Origin of the sequence: Parasphingorhabdus sp. (genome assembly GCF_048267785.1) — a bacterium.
GTDB lineage: Bacteria > Pseudomonadota > Alphaproteobacteria > Sphingomonadales > Sphingomonadaceae > Parasphingorhabdus.
This window is the reverse complement of sequence record NZ_JBLWWU010000005.1, coordinates 164,725-181,239: the sequence shown is the minus strand read 5'-3', so window position 1 is coordinate 181,239 and position 16,515 is coordinate 164,725. Positions and strand designations below refer to the sequence as shown.

At 56.1% G+C, this 16,515-nt stretch carries 13 protein-coding genes; 6 read left to right on the top strand and 7 right to left on the bottom strand.

Annotated features, from left to right (window positions below):
• Positions 1-104: 104 nt before the first annotated feature.
• The 5 genes from ACN0VD_RS06165 to ACN0VD_RS06145 all read right to left on the bottom strand — a co-directional run bounded on the left by ACN0VD_RS06165 (position 105) and on the right by ACN0VD_RS06145 (position 7,891).
• Positions 105-1,178: a hypothetical protein gene (locus ACN0VD_RS06165; RefSeq protein ID WP_417592694.1), complete on the bottom strand. Its 1,074-nt coding sequence runs from the start codon at positions 1,176-1,178 to the stop codon at positions 105-107.
• Positions 1,179-1,540: 362 nt separating this feature from the next.
• Positions 1,541-2,569 (bottom strand): hypothetical protein, encoded by a 1,029-nt coding sequence (locus ACN0VD_RS06160; RefSeq protein ID WP_417592692.1) that lies wholly within the window; start codon positions 2,567-2,569, stop codon positions 1,541-1,543.
• Between the two features lie 44 nt (positions 2,570-2,613).
• The gene (locus ACN0VD_RS06155; RefSeq protein WP_417592690.1) at positions 2,614-3,495 is read right to left on the bottom strand and encodes a hypothetical protein; all 882 of its coding nucleotides are present in this window, start codon (positions 3,493-3,495) and stop codon (positions 2,614-2,616) included.
• A gap of 431 nt (positions 3,496-3,926) precedes the next feature.
• Positions 3,927-5,519, bottom strand: coding sequence for an FAD/NAD(P)-binding protein (locus ACN0VD_RS06150; protein ID WP_417592688.1), 1,593 nt, complete (start codon positions 5,517-5,519; stop codon positions 3,927-3,929).
• 179 nt (positions 5,520-5,698) lie between these two features.
• Positions 5,699-7,891, bottom strand: a complete 2,193-nt coding sequence (locus ACN0VD_RS06145; protein WP_417592686.1) for a catalase — start codon at positions 7,889-7,891, stop codon at positions 5,699-5,701.
• A 377-nt stretch (positions 7,892-8,268) separates the two neighbouring features.
• On the opposite strand from ACN0VD_RS06145, the gene ACN0VD_RS06140 reads away from it, so the two are divergent.
• The 6 genes from ACN0VD_RS06140 (at position 8,269) to ACN0VD_RS06115 (ending at position 15,508) form a co-directional block, all read left to right on the top strand.
• The gene (locus ACN0VD_RS06140) at positions 8,269-8,778 is read left to right on the top strand and encodes a 2Fe-2S iron-sulfur cluster-binding protein (protein ID WP_417592684.1); all 510 of its coding nucleotides are present in this window, start codon (positions 8,269-8,271) and stop codon (positions 8,776-8,778) included.
• Positions 8,775-9,764 carry an FAD binding domain-containing protein gene (locus tag ACN0VD_RS06135; protein WP_417592682.1) on the top strand — a complete coding sequence of 330 codons (990 nt, stop codon included), beginning with the start codon at positions 8,775-8,777 and terminating at the stop codon, positions 9,762-9,764. Before ACN0VD_RS06140 ends, ACN0VD_RS06135 begins: the two co-directional genes overlap by 4 nt.
• Entirely contained in the window at positions 9,761-11,968 is a 2,208-nt protein-coding gene (locus ACN0VD_RS06130) for a xanthine dehydrogenase family protein molybdopterin-binding subunit (RefSeq protein WP_417592680.1), read from the top strand. The genes ACN0VD_RS06135 and ACN0VD_RS06130 overlap by 4 nt, the downstream gene beginning before the upstream one ends.
• A 794-nt stretch (positions 11,969-12,762) precedes the next feature.
• Positions 12,763-13,560, top strand: a complete 798-nt coding sequence (locus tag ACN0VD_RS06125) for a tryptophan 2,3-dioxygenase (RefSeq protein ID WP_417592678.1) — start codon at positions 12,763-12,765, stop codon at positions 13,558-13,560.
• A complete protein-coding gene (locus ACN0VD_RS06120; RefSeq protein WP_417592676.1) occupies positions 13,557-14,678 on the top strand; it encodes a class V aminotransferase in 1,122 nt (373 codons plus the stop codon). Before ACN0VD_RS06125 ends, ACN0VD_RS06120 begins: the two co-directional genes overlap by 4 nt.
• Positions 14,679-14,821: 143 nt before the next feature.
• A complete protein-coding gene (locus ACN0VD_RS06115; protein WP_417592674.1) occupies positions 14,822-15,508 on the top strand; it encodes a crotonase/enoyl-CoA hydratase family protein in 687 nt (228 codons plus the stop codon).
• 2 nt (positions 15,509-15,510) lie between these two features.
• On the opposite strand, the gene ACN0VD_RS06110 is transcribed toward ACN0VD_RS06115, so the two are convergent.
• Positions 15,511-15,879 carry a VOC family protein gene (locus ACN0VD_RS06110; protein ID WP_417592672.1) on the bottom strand — a complete coding sequence of 123 codons (369 nt, stop codon included), beginning with the start codon at positions 15,877-15,879 and terminating at the stop codon, positions 15,511-15,513.
• Between the two features lie 22 nt (positions 15,880-15,901).
• Entirely contained in the window at positions 15,902-16,432 is a 531-nt protein-coding gene (locus ACN0VD_RS06105; RefSeq protein WP_417592670.1) for a DUF4199 domain-containing protein, read from the bottom strand.
• Between the last annotated feature and the right edge of the window lie 83 nt (positions 16,433-16,515).

The window sequence follows — 16,515 nt, the reverse complement described above, 5'->3', positions numbered from 1 at the left end:
TGGTCGCCCTCGCCGCTACGTATCCGCCTGCCGCTGCAGTGCTCATTTAACCGGCTCCAAACCCTTTCGCCGTCGCCGCTGACTGCGTGGGGGCCTCAGCCACGTTACAGGTTCAGCCTACGGATCAGCCACAATTTCCAAGCGGGCTTCCGTCGATCCGGGACGTTGAAGTACTGGCTAGTACCGCCCATGGCTGCCTTCCAACTGGGCGTAAGGGCTTCGGGCCGATGTCGCGTCATCTGCCATGCGCCATGATGGTAGTTCGCGAGAAAATAGCGCTCAAAAGCAGCTTGCATTCCGGGGATGTCTGATATCTCGACCGCATTCGCGATCGACCACGCCGCGTTTGACGGTGCGGCTCTTGACGCGAGTAAGCGGCCAGACAACTTATGGGCCCAGCTGATCTGCCACGCATAGGGCTGATAGGCTTGATGCACGATCTCACTACACCAATCGTACATCGGCCTCAGGTCCGCGATGCTGAAGCCCCGCGCCCGGAACAGGGTCGGGTTGGCGACCACGAAATCTTGATGAAAGCCATGCCTCAACTTGGGAGGCTTGCCCTTTTTGTTGGTCGGATACACGGCGATCAGCCGCGTGAAACGCAACTCGAGTGCCTGACGCAGGACGCCGATTGCTGCGATTTGCGCGGCCTTGTGATCGAGACACCTGCCCTTACCCCAAAAAGCGGATTGATAGGCAAGCTCTTTGGCCAAGAGATATACCTCCCAGCTGTGCACAGTGGAATTCTTGAATCCGCGCAGATAGATATAGCCCGCAACCCTGCGCTGGAGAAAAGGAGCGATTTCGCTCAGATCAAAGACGTAATCGCGGATCGTTTCCTTCCAAGGCTCTAAAGCGGAGAAGGTTAGGGCGCCAGTCTGTGGATCGCGCAGTTCCTTTACGAGATCCTTGAATTCATCAATGGCGATTTTCAGTTGTACGCGGCAATAGGCTTGACGCTCTGCATTGTTGTTGAACTTCCTTGAACGACCGAACACACCTTCGATTAGGTACCGCTCAGACCACTGCTTGGGCTTCTGCGCGCGATGGATGGCTTCGATATGGCTGAGGAAATCGGTCATAGCCCGGTTGGCATCTGCGTCCGACGGTGGCGTTGGCGAATCAAAGATGTCGAGCAGGCGGTGAGCTGGAAGAGTGCTTGTCAGGGTTGTCATACGCCCACCTTACGAAGAGTGGCTCGAGGGCGCACTATTAAAGTGCAGTGTTTGCGGCCAAATTCGCTGAGAGTGACCGACTTTAGTCAAGCTGCATTGTTCCATTATGTAGGTGGGTTGAAGAGACAGAGCCTGAGCGACGGTGTGTCTGTTTCGTCAGGACTCTGGCCGAACGCGAACGACCCGCTTTTGGTCACTCTCAGCGGTGAGCCGACCGCCCCGGAATGCGCCCGAGGTTCCGTTGTTTCCAGTCGCCAGCCGTTTGCCTGAAAGCAGTCATGTCTGCGCGAATTGCGCGGGAAACATTCCGCCCAGGCGGAGATCACAAGGAACCTACTAAGGACCAGTTTCGCGCGATATCTTCAGCGAAATCGAAGCGAATCCCTCGTCACCGTCTTCGCTTCCTCGTTGATCCCGCCAAAGAACACCGAGGGCCCTTCCCGATCGATATCGTCCGCTACCTTGACGAGCTCGCGCGTCACCCCGATCATTTCCAGCCGATCCGGAGACGGTGAGAGGAGTTGCAGCTTCTGGATGAGGTAATTCGCCGCATTTCGCGCGCGATGATGGTCGAGCGGATGCGTTTCGGCGGAAAGGGCATGCTGTTTCCCCTCCAGCATGAGTATCCAGTCGAAGAAGAGCTGGGGAACCTCGACCATCGGGTCCAGCGATCTCTCAATCACCGAGCGACAAAGCATCATGTCCATCGCGAACCTGTCCGCCGCAAGTTCGTGCTCGCGGAGCCTCTGTCGAAACGCCGAGACGCTTTCTCCTGTCTGCCGAGCTACAGGTTCGAGATGGTGGTGGTATTCGTGAGCGAGGACGAAAGTGGCATTATACTGGGCCTCCTCCATCAGGTGCCTAACCAGTTCGGATGAAACCTCCGCTCCTATCCAGCCTTTCGGCAGCCCTGCCATTTGGACGGGGGATTGGACATCATCGAATGCATCCTTGTTCCGGAGGAAGAGACGGTATCTGGTTCGCCATTCGACGTCGAAACGGTTGTCGATTTCCGCCAGCTTCTCGCTCATCGCTGCGAACGCGAAATTCCGCCAGGTCAGCTCGCTGATGGTGATCGTGCGGCTTTGCGGCTCATAGACGCTTAACACATGAAGTTTTTTGGCGTCGATGATCTTGATTGGCTGCAACGACGCGAGCCGGGCCCTGCGATCCGCATTGAGGCAGGGCTGGAGGTCATCCTTGGCGATCTCGAACGAAGCGCGCACGATATCCCGGATCGTCAGCGATCTTGTTTGCTGACCGAGGATGGCCGGAGCGCTGGCCGTCCCATCGGGCCCGGCGGGAGCCATCCCGAACACCGTTTCCATCGAATCCCCGGCGGGGCCGGTGGTACAAGAGACTGATCCGAGGGCCAGTACCGCACCCAGCAAATAGCGAGCCTTCTGCGAGCCACGCGCGCACCGACCCCGCAAGCTCAATCGTCGTCATCCTTTTTCGCAGCCTCGATGGCATCGCTGATCGCTTTGCCCTGAGCTTCAAGAGCACCGACAATATCGGCCGGATTGGTGGTCGGCGATTTTTCGGTCACCACGGAGATACCGCAGCTCGAATGATGGGTGATCGTTCCCTTGTTCGGCAATCGCGCGTACTGCAGATGCGTGGGATCGCTTACCTTGACCTTTTCTTCGATCATTCGCGTGCCGGTCTGCGCGATCCGGACCGCGGCCTCGCGACACGCCGCGAAATAGTAGAATCGCGTGTCGGTTCGCAGAGGCAGCTGCGAGACCGGAATGGCGTCTTGCGGAAGAGGCCCGTAATCGACCCGGATGCACCCCTGGGTCTGACCGTCGAAGTTTTGTGAGCCTTGCGAAGGATCAAGATCAAAGCGCAGCTTTCCGGATTTCTCGGATAGACAAGGTGTCTCTGGTGCTGCTGCGAACAGGGTTGCCAGCGAAATCAGCTTGGCGATCACGCCACCAGCTTGGTTGATGGTGTTTACCGTCGTGTCCGTCGTTTCCGTCCCGATCGCACTTATCAGATCGGTATTGTCGATCTTGGTGAGGTTGATCCGCGTGTCGGAACGCAGGGTCCGCTTGCCGCCGATCGCATAGCGGGTATTGCGGTATTCGGCGGGAACCGCCTTGACCGCGACATTGGTGACCACGACGTTCTCGCCCGCGGCGTCCTTCTTGGCCGTCTCGGTGGCTGAAATTTCCAGCGTGGTGCGGCGCAGGTAAAAGGAATCGGCCATGCCTCTCATATCGGCAGGCGACGCGATCGTGTTGTACTGGACGGCAGGTACGGTCGCGCAACCGCCCAAACCGACTGCCCCGCATATTATGATCAAGCCCCGCATTGTTTTTCCCCCTTCTTCGTGTCACCCCACACACGTTTGTTCTACAACACTCGAGCCAATATTGCCTAATCAAAAAGTACGAGTCTTCCTTAGACTGGGTCGTCGTGCAGAATCGTAGCGTAGCCAATTGATGGTCCGTCGGAGGCAGGCAATATTTATCTGGTTGCCCCGCAAAACGAGGTTGTCACCGCTGTTCAGTTGGACTTCCGTAGCAAAAAACGTCGGCTTCGCCCCATGCGAAGCTAGAAGCGGACGGTCAGCTACCGGCCCAATTGCCGCCGGTCTGAAATGCGCCCTCTCGCTGTCATTAACATGATCAGAATTGCCGCAGATCTCGAGCCCGATGGAGCAGTAACTTGTTGGGATTTCTTATGCAGATGCTCGCGCATACTGCTGAGGTGATCCCGATAAGATATTACTTTATTTTTGAATCAACGACCGTGCGATCGACTCAGTATATCATCCGCTACATGGTGTGCGAGGCGCGAGCATTCGACCAATCCCTGCGAGAATGGGTAGCGCTCCAAAAGTTGCGGCAGTGCCAAACAGTAAATCCGGCTTGCACAGTTCACTATTAAGTCCAGCGCAAATGGCAGCAGCACCGGTTCTTGGGGGTCTCGTAAGTCTTTGACCAGTGACGGAAATGGCAGATCCGCCAAATTTGCTGGCGCTTGCCCTCGTGCGTCCACGATGACATCAAAGGTTGCAGTCCCGTCTTCAGTCTCCACCGCGATGCTGCCATTGCCCATTTGAGAAAACTCCGCTCCCTCTACTGTTGCCACGAGCTCAAGCACCCCGGCATCATAAAGCGCGGTGATGCGAGCAAGAGACAGATGTGGCACGGCAGCGTAGCAATCGGCAAACATCGGCATAAGGTGATCGAGAAAGCGCTGATAATCTGTTTCTGTCAGCTCTCGCAATATATGGTCAAACGCCTCGTGACCGCGCAGCAGGGCATAGCGATGCGCAATTGTCTCCTTTCGGCGCATGGTCTCCCGTGATCCAGCCAGATCGCGTTTTACCGATCGCAATCCACCAACTTCGCGTCGACGGGAGAAATAGGCAGGCGCGAACCCTTCCACCGTCCTCGCTGTCTCGGGCAAGCGGCCCAGATAGTCGGGGTCGGCCGCATCCAGTTCGTCGCACAAAAGCGCGAAGACGCGGTTTAGCACACCGTCAACTCCTCGGGCAATCTCTGCCTCCATGGCCTCCTTTGTCAGGCAGACGAGCGGCTCATAGGGAAAGGGATAATAGAAATCGCCCTCCGGCATAATTCCCATTTTCGACACCATAGTGATCCGCACCCTGTTTTCCCTATCATTCGGTACCCAGCTGATCCGGCTACCGCTTTCTTCGAATTGGCCACGCGCATGACCAAGCGCGATTACTATGTCGATCGCCGACAGCGACGAACCGAGCACGCCTATGTCATTCTGCTCCAGCCTAGTGATATTTGTGTAGGGCCAGGGTGAAACCAGATTTACTTCGTCGATTTGGGGAACGTCAGACCAGCTGTGACCCGAAGCGATTACGACTGCGTCAAACTGCAAACTTTTGACCGACTGGCCGGATTGATATTGAACATTAGCCTTCCCGCCATTTGCGGCCTCGATATCGACCACGAGGCATTCCGTAAGCACGTCTATTACGTGACCAGCATCGCGCGCATTTTCGCACAAATCCTCAAATTGCGAATGGAGATACTCGCCGATCAGCACGCGCGGGTAGAATGCGCGGGCAGTCAAGTCATGCGCCGACAATTCCCATTCGCCAAGTTCGCGCTTTGGCCGGTCCTTGAGCCAGTCTATCAATGGCCGCACGGGGGCAGGAATTTCCCGGCTGAACGCATTGCAAAGCATGTAATCGGCATTCAGGGAAGGATCATAGGGCATGCCCATTCCCGCACAGGACGAGGCTTCGAAAATGGAAATGGCAAGCGCCTCATCACTGGCCGCTAGATACTTCAGTAAATAAATCGCCATCGGGCCGCTGCCCACAATTCCGATCCTCCGCAAGGCTTTCATCCTTTCAGCAACATGAAGCACCGTCCGGCGCAACACTGTCTCGCGGACAGTGCTGCGCCGGACGTTAGAAAAAGCATTCTGTCAAACACCAGCCGGTGACACGCTAGCGGACGTCAACCGCAGTTGGCGACGGCCGCGAGCCGGTCATCCGGCTAGCATGATCAGTCTGCCCTCACCGGTTACGCGAGGTCGCGAACATCCGGCTCACGATCGAAGAAACGCAATGCGGCATTGTCGACGAAGGAAGCGCCTGTATCCGTGACGCCGTCAGCATCTGCAGGGACATGGCAATGGTCGAGGAGCCGCTTGGCGCCTTCATCATGTCCAATGGCCTTCAGATGCGCCCATGCGTCGCAAACAAAGTCGACCGCAGCGCTGTCCGTGGTCAGATTTTCGGCCGCGTCCTTGCTCAGAACAAGAGCAACGGCATCGAGCAGCACCGACGGCGTTCCGGCCAGCTGGCCGTCCGCTTCAAGCGTGCCGCCGTCAACCTTGATCCCACCGATCTTTGGCGCGATCAACATTGCTGTGCCGCCCTGGGCCTCGATCTTCTTTTTCAGCCCGTCGATGGTCTTCTTGTCCGAACCCTCGGCGAACAGGATACCAACCTGGCGACCTTGGAGGATATTCTTGGCGTTCTTCTGGATGGAGAGGGCGTCTGACAGGTCGAGGTCTACCGGTTTGCGTGCTGGTTTGGCCGCTTTTGGCAGATCAATTGCCAACCCGTCGGCGATCCGTTTGGCGAGGTCCACATCAATATTCCTCAGTTGGGCGATCACCCGCTCCCGAATATGGGGCAGAGTCACTTTCGACAGTTCAAAGACGATGGCGGAAGCGATATGCGCCTGTTCGTTTTCGGTCTGGGAGAGATAGAACATGCGCGCCTGACTGAAATGGTCGGCGAACAGCTCTCCGCGGGCACGTACTTTCTCGGTCGGGTCATTCCGTTCCGCATTCTCTCTGAACGAGCTGAAGCCGGTTTCCGGGCATTCACGAGGCCCGCCGTCCTCGCCTGCTTCGAACAGACTATTCGGTTCGTAATTGGCGCGGCCTGTGGGGACCATCGTCTGCATCAGCCCGTCACGCTGGAAATTGTGCATCGGGCATTTTGGTGCATTGATCGGAATCTGGTGGAAGTTGGTTGTGCCAAGACGCGACTTTTGCGTATCGAGATAGCTGAACAAACGGCCTTGCAGCAGCGGATCATTCGAGAAGTCAATTCCCGGAACGACATTTGTCGGCAGAAAGGCTGCCTGTTCGGTTTCGGCAAAGAAATTGTCAGGATTCCGGTTCAGGGTCATCTTGCCGATGACGCGAACGGGAATTTCTTCTTCCGGTATCAGCTTGGTGGCGTCGAGCACATCATAGGGCTGCTTGGCCGCCCATTGCTCGTCAAACGTCTGGATACCCAGTTCCCATTCCGGGAAATCGCCCGCATCGATTGCGTCGTGCAGATCACGGCGGTGATAATCGGGGTCGGCGCCGGAAATCTTGACGGCCTCGTCCCACGTCGTGGATTGCATGCCAAGCTTTGGTTTCCAGTGGAACTTGACGAATGTTCCCTTTCCCTCTGCGTTGACAAAACGGAAGGTGTGAACGCCGAAGCCCTCCATCATCCGCAAGCTTCTTGGCAGTGCACGGTCGGACATGGCCCACATTATCATGTGCATGCTTTCCGGCATCAGGCTGATAAAATCCCAGAATGTATCATGGGCAGAGGCGGCTTGCGGATATCCCCGGTCGGCTTCAGGTTTCACCGAGTGGATAAGATCGGGAAACTTGATCGCATCCTGAATGAAGAATGGCGCCATGTTGTTGCCGACCAGATCCCAATTTCCGGCTTCGGTGTAGAATTTCACTGCAAAGCCCCGAACGTCTCGCGGCGTGTCTTTTGACCCCTTGGAGCCAGCAACGGTCGAAAAGCGCACGAACAGCGGGCAAGTATTGCCTTTCTTCTGGAATAGTTCAGCCTTGGTCAGCTCGGGGATTGCTTCTGTCACCTCAAATACACCATGCGCTCCGGAGCCGCGCGCATGCACGATACGTTCGGGGATGCGTTCATGGTCAAAATGGAATATTTTCTCGCGAAGCACGAAATCCTCAAGAAGGCTGGGGCCTCGCGCGCCGGCTTTGAAACTATTCTGGTTGTCGGAAATGCGATGCCCGAAATTGTCGGTCAGATGGGCCGTGCCATCACTGTGATCGGCATCCGGCTTGATCTGCTGATGGGTTTCACCGCCAGCATCCCTCTGTTCTTCTGCGTGGTCGACACGACCACTGCCGGGCTGGATTTCATGGAGCATATTATCCAGCGCCGGGCTGCTTGAACCAGATTGCCGTTTCGATTTTGATGGGGATTTGCGTTTCGTCATTTAATCACTCCTCAGAATGGTCGCGGATCATCGCGGTGCAAGGAAGCAACCACGCTTGTGGATTTCCGTTCCCAAAAAAATTACGGTGTCGGATAGAATTTTTTCCAACCGATATGAGCGCGCGCGATTTTGAGTGCCGCCCTTCGAAAATTTTTTCTCAGCTATATGACCTTCTCTTTTACGCTCCGATCAGGGGGGGACGGACATCATAAAACATTTGTTGCGATGCAATTTCAAACCTGCGGAACCATCGCGGCGATAGTGCGTAAAATGATGACGCACACTGCGACTCTGGATAGCTCGCCAAGCATCCACGATGGGCTCCGCCACCTGATCGGGCGCTCTGATATCGCATATATCCGAAGGAGACCGTCAAAATGGAAAACACAGAATTGATCGTAAACGGAAAAAGCCGCAAGCTGAAGGCCGACAGCAGAGTCACTTTGCTCGATGCACTGCGCAATCATCTGGGACTGTCCGGAACGAAGAAGGGCTGTGATCATGGGCAGTGCGGTGCGTGTACTGTGATCGTGGAGGGGCGCCGGATAAACAGCTGCCTAACGTTAGTCTGTATGCATGACGGTGACGAAATCACGACCATTGAAGGACTTGGCGAACCGGGCAATTTGTCAGGACTGCAATCGGCCTTTGTTGCTCACGACGGCTTCCAATGCGGATATTGTACGCCCGGCCAGATTTGTTCGGCCACGGCTATGCTCGAGGAAGCCAAAGCGGGATGGCCGAGTTTTGTCTCCGGCGATCTCGAGGGTCCAAAGGCGCTAAGCAATGAAGAAATTTCAGAGCGGATGAGCGGGAATTTATGTCGCTGCGCTGCCTATCCCAATATCGTTAATGCGATCCGTCAGGTTGCCGGAGAAAAGTCATGAAGCCGTTCGCATATTCAAGAGCTACCGACCGTGCCAATGCTACAGCGGAAGTGGCGAACGATGCGACCTTCATAGCTGGCGGAACCAATTTACTCGATCTGATGAAGCTCGAGGTGATGACGCCCGCCAAGCTGGTCGATATCAACCGGCTCGACCTTTCCGAAATCACCGAGACCGACGACGGCGGTTTGCGTATCGGCGCGCTGGTAACAAACAGCGATTGCGCCGCCGATCAGCGTGTCCGGCGCGATTATCCAGTTCTGACGCGTGCGATACTGGCGGGGGCGAGCGGGCAGCTGCGCAATAAGGCGACCACCGGTGGTAATTTGTGCCAGCGGACCCGCTGCTATTATTTTTACGATACCGCCATGCCGTGCAACAAGCGCGAACCGGGTTCTGGCTGTCAGGCACTGGCAGGCTTTAACCGCATTCACGCGATCCTCGGCACGAGCGAGGCCTGTATCGCCACCTATCCCGGAGATATGGCGGTTGCGATGACGGCGCTGGATGCGCAAGTGGAGATCGAAAATGTTGACGGCGAGATCAGGCAGGTCTCGGTTCAGGATTTTCACCGCTTGCCCGGCGACAATCCTGAGAGAGATAATATCCTTGAGGCGGGCGATTTGATCACCGCCGTGGTCCTGCCGGGCCCACCTGAGGGAAAGCAGATTTACCGGAAAGTCCGCGACCGGGCATCCTATGCCTTTGCGCTTTGCTCAGTCGCTGCAGTGGTGAAGATGCAAGGCGAGGCCATTGATTCTGTCGCGTTGGCATTCGGCGGACTGGCGCACAAGCCATGGCGTGATGAAGCCGTGGAAGAACTTTTGATCGGTGAAAAGCCGTCCGTAGAATTATTCGGCAGGGCTGCCGATCAATTGCTCGCCGAGGCCGAGGGGCATGGCAGCAACGATTTTAAAATTCCATTGACCCGGCGCTTACTGATCTCCGTCTTGCAAGAAGCCACCGTAACAGGAGCAGCCGCATGACCGCACATCACAAAATGGACAAGGCCGACACGCGGAACCGGCTCGACGATATGGTTCAGGGTCTGGTCGGGTCGCCGATGGATCGCCCGGACGGGCCGCTCAAGGTTTCCGGGCAAGCGACCTATGCGCACGAATGGGACTTGGCGGACATGATCCACGGTGTGCTGGTCCGCGCGACGATTGCCAAGGGCCGGGTGACCGAGGTCGCGAGCGCCGAAATAATCGGCAAAAATGGTGTGCGCGCAGTCATTACGGATGACCGTTTGCTGAGACGACCAGCGCAGGGGGGGGCCAACGAAGCGCCGCCGCAAGGATCCAAACAAGTCGACTATTTCGGTCAACCGATCGCGCTGGTTGTGGCCGATACATTCGAGCAGGCTCGCCATGCCGCCCATATTTTGAAGATCAGCTATGAGGCGATGGGCAATGCTCCATTCGACCCGGAGGCCGACGACACCCCCAAAGACAAACCGGAAGATGACCAGCTTGATCAGGGCAATCTCGACAAGGCCATGGCGGATGCCGCCTTCACCGTGGATCAGGTCTATCGCACGCCGGGCCATAACAGTGCTGCGATGGAGCCGCATTGCGCCATCGCGAGTTGGGAAGGCGACAAGCTGACCCTCCGCGGCAGCTATCAGATGCTCAATTTCAATATCAACGAACTGGCCGATGCGCTGCACATCGTGCCGGAGAATATCCGTATGTTGTCGCCCTTCGTTGGCGGCGGCTTTGGTTCCAAACTGGGGATTTCGCCAGAAGCCGTTGCCGCCGCGCTCGCTGCAACGGAAATCGGCCAACCGGTCTGCGTCACCTTGTCGCGGCCGCAGGTTTTCGAAACCACGATGCGCAGGTCGGAAACCCGTCAGCATGTCCGGCTGGCCTGTAATGAAGACGGAGTTCTGACAGGTCTTGGTCACGAGTGTCTGGTGTCAAACCTGCCGGAGGAGGAATTTTACGAGCCGGTGACCCAGGCCACCCATTTCATGTATGGCGGCACGAACCGGAAGCTCGGCATCGAAGTCGCCCGGATCAACCGCACCTGTGGTGGCTCGGTACGGGCGCCCGGCGAGGCGGTCGGCATGCAGGTATTGGAAAATGCGATGGATGAGCTTGCGGAAGCAGCGGGCATTGATCCGGTTGAGCTGAGACGGCGCAATGTCCCTGACCGCCATCCGGAGCAGGACATTCCTTATTCGTCCCGTCGGTTCATCGAGGCACTCGACGAAGGCGCGAAATTGTTTGAATGGCATAAGCGGAACAGGAAGCCGGGCGCTTTGCGCGAGGGCGACTGGCTGATAGGTCACGGGATGGCCGGCGCAGCGAGGGTCAACATCCTCTCGGAAGCGAAAGCCAGGGTGATATTGCGTGCCGACGGCACCGCCGTGGTCGAAACCGACATGACCGACATCGGCACCGGAACCTATGCGATATTGACGCAAATTGCCGGGGACATGCTGGGTTTGCCGGCAAACAAGGTCGACACAAAACTGGGTGATACCGATTTTCCCGCCGGGCCGGGCTCGGGCGGATCGTGGGGAGCGTCTTCTGCGGGTTCGGCTGTGTTTCTGGCTTGCGAAGAAATCCGCAAAAAACTGGCTGAAAAGCTGGGCAGCGACGAGGCTGAACTGACGCTTGAAAATGGCGCGGCCGGCACCGGAGATGCTTTGCGATCCTATCCGGACATTTTGGACGGACAAAAAATCTCTGCAATCGGCCATATCGAACCGGGCCAGACGCTGGAAGAGATGCAGCAGGCCACTTATGGTTCCTATTTTGCCGAAGTCGCAGTCAATGCCGTGACCGGTGAAACACGAGTGAAGCGGATGCTCGGGGTGTTCGGTGCAGGGCGGATTTTGAACGAGAAGACCGCGACTTCGCAATGCTATGGCGGCATGATCTGGGGGATCGGCAGCGCTCTGACCGAAGAGCTGGTTTTCGATGATCGAGACGGACATATCGTCAACCACGATCTGGCGGAATATCACATCCCGGTCAATCTGGACGTCCCGCAAATCGAGGTTGTCCTGCTTGAAGAACGAGACGAATCGGCCAGCCCTATTCAGGCCAAGGGGATTGGCGAACTGGGTATATGCGGTGCCGCCGCTGCGGTCACCAATGCGATATATAATGCAACAGGCATCCGCATTCGCGATTATCCGGCGACGCTGGATAAGTTGCTTATCGACTTGCCCGGCCAATAAATGGCGCTCTGTTTTTCAGACACCGGAATCTCCGCTGTTGGGCTGTGAGAGGTTATGTCGATTGCCCCGATTAAAGAGTCCGCTTTCTCTGCTTAAAATATTTATAGCAGACTGTCCGCAAACGGCCCATAAGCTGTCCTTCAGGTGGCTTATTTGTCGCGTCAGAAGTCAAAGCTGATGAGTTGGAGGCGGTGGCGTGGTCGAAATGCATGCACGGAACCCAAGCAGATTGCGGCCTCATGAGTCATATTGATCAATATTTCTCTACCAAGCTGATTAATGGATTGAAATTCACCGTTCTAAAAACCGTTCTAATTCGATTTTTAGAACGGAGGAAGGCCGTAACACATTGAAATAATGGTGAGCCCTGCTGGGTTCGAACCAGCGACCTACTGATTAAAAGAGAAAAGGTCGGCAAGCGGCAGCCATCGATCGATCACTATGCCTGCTGTATGATAGGCAAGGCAGCCTAGCTTCGAAGATCCTGGAGATCGATTCGCGAATCGCGATTTACAGCTTGGATTTCGACTTCTAGGAATCGAACCGACTTACTTTTTTGATTTGATGATATCTTCGATGGATTCGTCAGAATGAAGGCTAAAATTATAATTTTTTTAATTTCTTAAATAGTTAGCTCAATTCTGGCTCGGCTCCAGAGATCGGATCCCCGTCAGCGGTTATCTGAATATGGAGATATCCTGGCCTTCGGGCGGCATGGGACAATTGCCCTAGATTTCGTCGGACATTGACATCGGCTCTCTTCCCAATCGGACGCCGCGGCGTTACCATTGCGCATGACCGATAAACCCCCGATGACTTATGCGCGCTATCTGGCGCTCGACACATTGCTTGATGCCCAGCACCCCCGATCGGATCTGGATGATGAGATGTTGTTCATCATCATTCACCAGACCAAAGAACTCTGGCTCAAGCAGATTATTCGCGAGATGCGCTTTGCCAAGCAGCAGATCAGAAACGACGCGCTGGTGCCCGCTTATAAAGCGCTGGCGAGGATCAGCCGCATACAGGCGGTGATGACACTCAGTTGGGATGTGCTGTCGACGATGACGCCGAGCGATTATACGCGGTTCCGTCACGTGCTTGGGCCCAGTTCCGGCTTCCAGTCCGACCAGTTCCGGACCGTGGAACATATGCTTGGGCTCAAGGATAAGGGCTTTCTGAAATATCAGGCAGATCGTCCGGAAGCACAGGCGGCGATGCAGACCGCACTGGATCAGCCGAGCATATGGGATGATGCGATAGCGGCGCTGGCTCGGGCCGGTTTCGATATTGCACCGGACCTGCTTGACCGTGATTTTGCCGTTTCCCATCAGCCATCGGAACAGGTCGAGGCGGCCTTTCTGCAAGTCTACCGCAATCCCGAGAAATATTGGGAACTCTATCAACTGGCGGAGAAACTGGTCGATCTGGATGATGCGATGGCGACGTGGCGTCACAAGCATGTGCTGACGGTCGAGCGGATCATCGGCGGAAAAATGGGAACCGGCGGAACTGCTGGCGTTTCCTACCTGCAGAGCACGGTGGGCAAGCGGGCCTTTCCGGAACTATGGTCGCTGCGTACCCAGTTATGAGCTGGAAACATCTGTTTTCCCGCTCTCTTGCAGCGAACCCGGAGCGCCTGCATTTCGCAGCGCACAGCCATCATCTCTGGCCTGATGCCAGTTATGAAGGCCATATGGCGGCTTGGCAGGATGCGGCGGTGCTGGCCGACCACAAATGGGACAGAATAATGGGGGCGGTCTGGTCCGAAGCGCAGCAACATGTCGCGCATGAGCTCAACCTGTCCGATCCCGCGACGCTTTGCTTTGCCCCGAACACCCATGATTTTATCGTGCGTCTGTTATCCGCCATTTCGGCGCGACCGGTCAGGGTTCTGGCGACCAATGGCGAGTTTCACAGCTTTCGCCGGCAAATGACCCGCTGGGTGGAGGCGGGGGAGGTCGTTCTGCAAACGGCATCGCCGGATAGCTTGCTAGAGACTGCCCGGACCGGTGCATTCGATCTGATATTTGCCAGCCATGTCCTGTTCAATTCCGGCACCATCATTTCCCGGCTGGACGAGCTGGCTGCGCTGGCCCGGCCCGAAGGGCCCTGGGTGGTGATTGACGGCTATCATGGCTTCAAGGCTATAGAGACCGATCTGTCGCAAATCGCCGATCGGGTATTTTACCTCGCGGGTGGTTATAAATATGCGATGGCGGGGGAAGGGGCATGCTTCCTCCACGCGCCGCCGGGTTTTGCAAAGCGACCGGTTGTCACCGGCTGGTATGCTGCATTTGACGATCTCGCCCTGGCGCCCGGAGATATCGGCTATGCGCCGGACGGGCGGCGGTTTCTGGGCAGTACGTTCGCTCCTTCCGGGCTTTACCGATTTAATGCTGTGCAGAATATGCTGGATAGGGAAGGGCTGACGACGGCTGTGATTTCGGAACACGTTGCGGCTCTGCAGGGTCAGTTTCTGGAGGATGATCCTCTGGCAGATTTTGAATTGCTCAATCCGCTTGGCGATCAGCAGCATGCGCGCTTTCTTGCCTTTCGCGGGGAAACGGCATCCGCTCTCCATGACAGGCTGGCTGCGCAGAATGTTGTTACCGATGTCCGCGGCGATGTTCTGCGGATTGGTTTCGCGCTCTATCATGATCGGGAGGATGTGGCGCGTCTGACAAAAATAATAGGGCAGTTTAGCTAAGCGCTGTGCCGTTACGGATTGTCTGACTAGACGGGTTTCTCAACGGTTTCCACGGCTTTCACTGCTGATTTTTCCGTTGACGTGAAAGATTCTGCCAATAGGCTTAACTGAACAATTAAAAGACGCGTTGAAAAGGACAGATCATGAGCATTTCCGTCGATATCCAGAATGACGTTGCCTTGATCACGATGGACGATGGCAAGGCCAATGCCGTCAATTTCGATCTGATGATCGCGCTCAACGAAGCACTGGACAAGGCCGAGGCGGACGCCAAGGCGATCGTCCTTACCGGTAGGGAGGGCCGTTTTTCCGGCGGATTCGATCTTGGCATGATGGGGGGCTTTACCCGTGAAGATTCCGTCCGACTGCTCGACCGGGCATCCGAGCTGGTGCTCCGACTCTACGGCGGGCCAATGCCTGTTGTCGGAGCTTGCAACGGCCACGCCATTGCCATGGGCGTGTTTCTGCTGATGGCTTGCGACACGCGGATTGGCGCGGCCGGCGATTTTAAACTGGGTGCGAATGAATCGATTACCGGTATGACGCTGCCGGTATTTGCGGTCGAACTGGCGCGGGACAGACTCAGCCCGCTGCACCAGACCCGCGCGATGATTCAGGCTTTCATCTATGAACCCAAGGGCGCGATCGAGGCCGGGTATCTTGATATGCTGGTCGAACCGGACAAGGTAATCGGTCAGGCGACCGCGATTGCGGGGCAACTCGCCAAACTGCCGGGCCATGCCTATGCCTATCAGAAATCGGCGATGCGGAAACCGGCGCTGGATGCGATCCGGGCGAGCATCGGCAATCACCCCAACTTACGGAAATAGGCTTAGCGGTGCTGGTCGATCAGGATCGGATTGCCGTCGGGATCGGTGAGCATGATGCTGGCGGGACCTTCCCCGTCATCAGCCTTGCTGTCGAGCTGCACACCCGCTGTCAGCAATGACTTCTGAATATCGCGGATATCGTCGAAATCGTCGAGATTTTGTCCATCCTGATCCCATCCCGGGTTGAAGGTCAGCATGTTCTCGGGAAACATCCCCTCGAACAGGCCGATCATTGTTTCTCGATTTTTCAGGATCAGCCATTTCTGGTCTTCGTCGCCACCAAATTTGGCAAAACCAAGTTTCTCGTAAAAGGCTCTGGAAGCGGCGATGTCCTTGACTGACAGGCTGATCGAAAAGGCTCCGAGTCTCATTTTCATTCTCCCAATTGCTACGCTATTGCCGGATCGGCAGGATTTTCGGGTTTTGCAGAACCGCTGCGGACAGGATGGCGATGATCAGGCCTACCGGAAATATCTCCATGAAAGTCATCGGCATACGGATATAGATTTTCCCGTAATCGGATCGCATTTCTTCCAGGGTCGCAATTTCCTGCGCCAGTTTTTCCCCGGTCAGACCCGCTCCCTTTTTGGCCTCGATCGCGCTGTTCACATAGCTGTCGATAAAGGCGTAACCGTTGCTCATCGAATATAGCTCCCAGACGACCGTGTATATGAGCCCGGCGATCACCGCGATGGCGAGTCCCATGGCAAAGGCGGGCAGAAAGCGGATCACCCCGCCCAGTTCCTGATCGCGATAGCGCTTGATGCCGATGAATATCATCGACAGCGCGACCAGCATCGTCAGATAGCCGAATAGTTCTGACGACAGGAAACTACCGCCATCGCTGACAACCAGACCCAGGATCAACGTGACAATGGTGATAGTCCCGGACAGCACTCCGTAGGTTAAGGCGATTTTCTGCATAATCTTTCCTCCGCTTATGGGGCGGTTATGGCACCTGCGCGCGCTATTGGAAATCACCCTGATGGGTGATTTGGGCGATATCA